At 73.8% G+C, this 4,335-nt stretch carries 6 protein-coding genes; 1 reads left to right on the top strand and 5 read right to left on the bottom strand.

Translation table 11 applies throughout. The features are described from left to right. Positions 1-52 precede the first annotated feature (52 nt). Positions 53-415 carry an FKBP-type peptidyl-prolyl cis-trans isomerase gene (locus tag AC2W7G_RS10060; RefSeq protein WP_485868307.1) on the bottom strand — a complete coding sequence of 121 codons (363 nt, stop codon included), beginning with the start codon at positions 413-415 and terminating at the stop codon, positions 53-55. A gap of 62 nt (positions 416-477) precedes the next feature. Here AC2W7G_RS10060 and AC2W7G_RS10055 point away from each other — a divergent pair, with 62 nt between their 5' ends. Continuing rightward, the gene (locus tag AC2W7G_RS10055) at positions 478-1,524 is read left to right on the top strand and encodes a zinc-dependent alcohol dehydrogenase family protein (RefSeq protein ID WP_485868306.1); all 1,047 of its coding nucleotides are present in this window, start codon (positions 478-480) and stop codon (positions 1,522-1,524) included. A gap of 1 nt (position 1,525) precedes the next feature. On the opposite strand, the gene AC2W7G_RS10050 is transcribed toward AC2W7G_RS10055, so the two are convergent. The 4 genes from AC2W7G_RS10050 to AC2W7G_RS10035 are packed head-to-tail and all read right to left on the bottom strand — an operon-like array spanning position 1,526 to position 4,094. Beyond that, a complete protein-coding gene (locus AC2W7G_RS10050; RefSeq protein WP_485868305.1) occupies positions 1,526-1,972 on the bottom strand; it encodes a MarR family winged helix-turn-helix transcriptional regulator in 447 nt (148 codons plus the stop codon). A gap of 36 nt (positions 1,973-2,008) precedes the next feature. Further along, positions 2,009-3,220 carry an acyl-CoA dehydrogenase family protein gene (locus tag AC2W7G_RS10045; protein WP_485868304.1) on the bottom strand — a complete coding sequence of 404 codons (1,212 nt, stop codon included), beginning with the start codon at positions 3,218-3,220 and terminating at the stop codon, positions 2,009-2,011. 11 nt (positions 3,221-3,231) lie between these two features. Next, positions 3,232-3,774, bottom strand: coding sequence for an acyl-CoA dehydrogenase family protein (locus AC2W7G_RS10040; protein ID WP_485868303.1), 543 nt, complete (start codon positions 3,772-3,774; stop codon positions 3,232-3,234). Continuing rightward, the gene (locus AC2W7G_RS10035; RefSeq protein WP_485868302.1) at positions 3,696-4,094 is read right to left on the bottom strand and encodes a hypothetical protein; all 399 of its coding nucleotides are present in this window, start codon (positions 4,092-4,094) and stop codon (positions 3,696-3,698) included. The genes AC2W7G_RS10040 and AC2W7G_RS10035 overlap by 79 nt, the downstream gene beginning before the upstream one ends. Between the last annotated feature and the right edge of the window lie 241 nt (positions 4,095-4,335).

The following is a 4,335-nucleotide window of genomic DNA, read 5'->3' as shown; positions in this document are numbered from 1 at the left end:
CGGGGCCGGGGATCGCTCCCGGACCCGCCCGCGTGACGGTCGTGGCGCCGGCTCAGCCGACGCCGAGCAGGTCGATGACGAAGACGAGCGTCTTGCCCGACAGGTGGTGGCCCCGGCCGGCCGGGCCGTAGGCCAGCTCCGGCGGGGCGATGATCTGGCGGCGGCCCCCGACCTTCATGCCCGGGATGCCCTGCTGCCACGCGGCGATCAGCTGCGGCAGCGGGAAGCGCGCGGACTGGCCGCGGTCCCAGGACGAGTCGAACTGCTCGCCGGACTCGAACTCGACGCCGACGTAGTGGACGTCCACGACGCCGCCCGGCACGGCCTCGGGGCCGTCGCCCTCGACCAGGTCGGTGACGGTCAGCTCGGTGGGCGGGGGGCCGGGGATGAAGTCGACTTCAGGCTTCTCACTCATGGTCTCGATCCTCGCACAACGCCCGCTCGGCGTCCTTCGCGGCGGGCTGGCACGATGACGACATGCGCGCCACCGTCCTCCACGCCCCGTTCGACGTCCGCCTCGACACCGTCCCGGACCCGCAGCTGCAGCTCGACACCGACGCCGTCGTGCGCGTCGTGGCCGCCTGCGTCTGCGGCTCGGACCTGTGGAGCTACCGCGGGGTCAACGCCGTCCACGAGCCCAAGCGGATCGGTCACGAGATGGTCGGCGTCGTCGAGCAGGTGGGCGGCGCGGTCAGCACCGTGCAGCCGGGCGACTTCGTCATCGCCCCGTTCGCCTACAGCGACAACACCTGCGCGGCGTGCCGGGTCGGCGTCCAGACCTCGTGCCGCCACGGCGGCTTCTGGGGCGGCGACGACCGCGAGGGCCACTTCGTGGACGGCCTGCAGGGCGAGCTCGTCCGCGTCCCGCTGGCCGACGGGACGCTCGTCGCCACGCCGGGCGAGCCCGACGCGGACCTGGTGCCGCACCTGCTGACGCTCAGCGACGTCTTCCCGACCGGTCACCACGCGGCGGTCAGCGCCGGCGTGACCCAGGGCAGCACCGTCGCGGTCGTCGGTGACGGCGCGGTGGGCCTCAGCGCGGTGCTGGCCGCGAAGCGCCTGGGTGCCGCGCGGGTCGTGGCGATGTCGCGGCACGCCGACCGCCAGGAGCTCGCGCGCGCGTTCGGCGCCGACGACGTCGTCGAGGCGCGCGGCAAGGAGGGTGCGCAGGCGGTCAAGGAGATCTTCGACGGGCTGGGCGCCGACTGCGTCCTGGAGTGCGTCGGCACGGGCGCGTCCATGGACCAGGCCCTGCGCAGCGCGCGCCCGGGCGGCATGGTCGGCTACGTCGGCGTGCCGCACGGGGTGACCCTCGACGTGCCGTCCATGTTCGGCCGCAACGTCGGGCTCAACGGCGGCGTCGCGCCGGTGCGGGCCTACCTCGAGGAGCTGCTGCCGGACGTCTGGGAGGGGCGCATCGCGCCGGGCCGCGTGTTCGACCTGAGCGTCCCGCTGGACCAGGTGGCCGACGCCTACCGCGCGATGGACGAGCGGACGGCGATCAAGTCGCTGCTGACCGTCTGAGTCAGGCCGGGTCCGGCGTCTCGTTGAGCCGCCGGGCCAGGTTCGCGAACGTGGCCCGCTCCTCGAGCGACCAGCCGTCGAGCAGGGCGCCCAGCCACTCGTGGACGTCCGTGCGCACCTCCTGGATGCGGGCGGCGGCCTCGGACGGGACGGTCAGCAGCTGCGCGCGGCCGTCCTCGGGGTCGGGCTCGCGCTCGACCAGCCCGAGCCGCTCCAGCTGCGAGACGGCCCGGCTGATCGTCGACTTGTGCACCGCGAAGGCCTCGGCCAGCTCCGAGGCCCGGACGCCGTCGGGGGCGTCGAAGACCATCATGAGGACCAGGTACGCGCCGTAGTCCAGGGCCGGGTCGATGCGCGAGAGGTTGCGCATCGTGCGCGTGCGCGCCCGGCGGAAGAACCGGGTGAGCTGCACGTCGATGTCGAAGTCGTCCGGCTTCTGGGGAGGCACGGCGTCATCCTAACGAACCGTCCCCACCCGCCGGCCTCAGCGCAGCTGGGCCGACGACAGGCCGAGCAGCCTGCGCGCGACGATGAGCTGCTGGATCTGCTGGGTGCCCTCGAAGATGTCCAGGATCTTGCTGTCGCGGGCCCACTTCTCGAGCAGCTCGTCCTCGCCGTAGCCGACCGTGCCGAGCAGCTCGACGCAGCCCAGGGTGATCGCGTTGCCGGCGCGTCCGGCCTTGGCCTTGGCCATCGAGGCCTGCATCGAGTTGGGACGGCCGTTGTCGGCCATCCACGCCGCCTGCAGGGTCAGCAGGTACGCGGCCTCCCAGTCGGCCTCCATCGCCAGGAACCGGGCGACGGCGTGGGACTGGCGGGCCGGTGCCCGGTCCGGGTCGACGACCTCGCCGGCCTCCTCGAGCAGCTCGCGGGTGCGCTCCAGCGCGGCGCGGGCGCAGCCGACCGCCATGCCGGCGACCAGCGGCCGGGTGTTGTCGAACGTCGCCATGGCCCCGGCGAAGCCCTGGGACGTGTCGATCTCGGGACTGCCGAGCAGGTTCTCGGCCGGCACCCGGCAGTCGTCCAGGACGATCACCGCCGTGTCGGACGCGCGGATGCCGAGCTTGTGCTCCAGGCGCTCGACCCGGATGCCGGGCAGCGACTTGGGCACGACGAACGACTTGATCGCGGCGCGGCCCTTCGACCGGTCCAGCGTCGCCCACACGACGACGGAGTCGGCCCGGTCCCCCGACGTCACGAAGATCTTCTCGCCGTTGAGGACGTAGTGGTCGCCGTCCATGACCGCCGTCGTGGTGATCTGCGCCGAGTCCGAGCCCACGCCGGGCTCGGTGATGGCCATGGCCGCCCAGGTGCCCTTGAACCGCTCGAGCTGCTCGTCGGTCGCCACCGAGGCGATGGCCGAGTTGCCCAGGCCCTGGCGCGGCATCGACAGCAGCAGGCCGACGTCGCCCCAGCACATCTCGATCACCGAGAGGACCGAGGCCATGTGCGTCCCGTTGCGGACGCCGCCGTCCTCGCCGGCCTCGCTGCGGCGCACTCCCCCGGCGCCGGCCCCGTGGCCCTGGCCGGAGTCGTTCATGCCGTCCACGAGGGACGCGAGCAGGTCCAGCTCGACCGGGTAGCTGTGCTCGGCGAGGTCGTACTTGCGCGAGTTGGCCCGCAGGAAGCTGTCGGCCACGTCGTGGGCCTGCTTGACGAAGCCGCGCAGGCGGGCGGGGGTCTCCAGGTTGATCATCGCGTTCCCCCTCAGACGAGGAGTGCTCCTTCCATGACGCCGACGGCCCGCAGGTCGCGGTACCACCGCTCCACCGGGTGCTCCTTGACGAAGCCGTGCCCACCGAGCAGCTGGACGCCGTCGGTGCCGATCCGCATGCCGTGCTCGGAGGCGAGCTGCTTGGCGATGCCCGCCTCGCGGGCGACGTCCAGCCGCTGGTCGGCACGCGAGGCGGCGCGCCACACGGCCAGCCGCATGCCCTCGAGCTCGATGGCGACGTCGGCGACCATGAACGCGACCGCCTGACGGTGGGCGATCGGCTCGCCGAACGCCTCGCGCTGCAGCACGTACTCCTTGACGTAGTCGAGCACGGCCTGACCGGTGCCGACCGCCAGGGCGGCCCAGGCGATGCGGCCCGGCGCAGGGCGTCGCGGTAGTCGTCGCCGTCGCCCAGCAGCGCGTCCGGCGACCTCCACGCCGTCCAGGGACAGCCGGGTCAGCGCCGCCGCGCGCAGGCCCATCGCCGGGTCAGGCGCGACACCCAGGCCCACCGTGCCGGCCTCGACCAGGAACATCCGCGGTCCTTCCCCCTCCAGGTCGGCCGCGACCACGAACAGCTCGGCGTCGGCGCGCGGACCACGGCGGACTTCACGCCGTCGAGCCGGAAGCCGGCGGGCGTGCGCACCGCGCGGGTGGCGGGGAGGGTGGGGTCGAACAGGGGCTGCGGCTCGGTCACGGCGAAGGACGCGGCCGGGACGTCGTCGCCGACGAACGCCGGCAGGTAGGTCTGCTGCTGCGCGTCCGAGCCGTACAGCGCGAGCGCGGTCGAGACGGCGGCCGGCGACAGGCACGCGACGGCCTGGCCCATGTCGCCCTGCGCCAGCGCCTCGGCCACGAGCGCCGCCGTGACCGCCGAGCGCTCCTCGGCCAGCCCGCCCGAGGCTCTCGGGGGACGCCGAGCTGGCTGAGGCCGAGCTCATTCGCCTGCGCCAGGACGTCCGAGGACGTGGCGTTGGCGGCCTCGGCCGCCTCGCGCCGGGGCCGCAGCAGCTCGGCGGCCAGCTCGCGCACGACGCCGACGTCATGTCCTGGTCGTCCGTGGGCGTGGAGTCGAAGACGCGCGGACCGGTGCGGTC

The sequence above is a fragment of the Aeromicrobium sp. PFPM2_SD2 genome, from assembly GCF_057364525.1.
Note: the sequence above shows the minus strand (reverse complement) of the source record. Positions and strands in the feature narration are given on the sequence as shown.

Coding starts and splice junctions, on each gene's coding strand:
- AC2W7G_RS10060 (WP_485868307.1), bottom strand. CDS start 415: ATGAGTGAGAAGCCTGAAGTCGACTTCATCCCCGGCCCCCCGCCCACC.
- AC2W7G_RS10055 (WP_485868306.1), top strand. CDS start 478: ATGCGCGCCACCGTCCTCCACGCCCCGTTCGACGTCCGCCTCGACACC.
- AC2W7G_RS10045 (WP_485868304.1), bottom strand. CDS start 3,220: ATGATCAACCTGGAGACCCCCGCCCGCCTGCGCGGCTTCGTCAAGCAG.
- AC2W7G_RS10040 (WP_485868303.1), bottom strand. CDS start 3,774: ATGTTCCTGGTCGAGGCCGGCACGGTGGGCCTGGGTGTCGCGCCTGAC.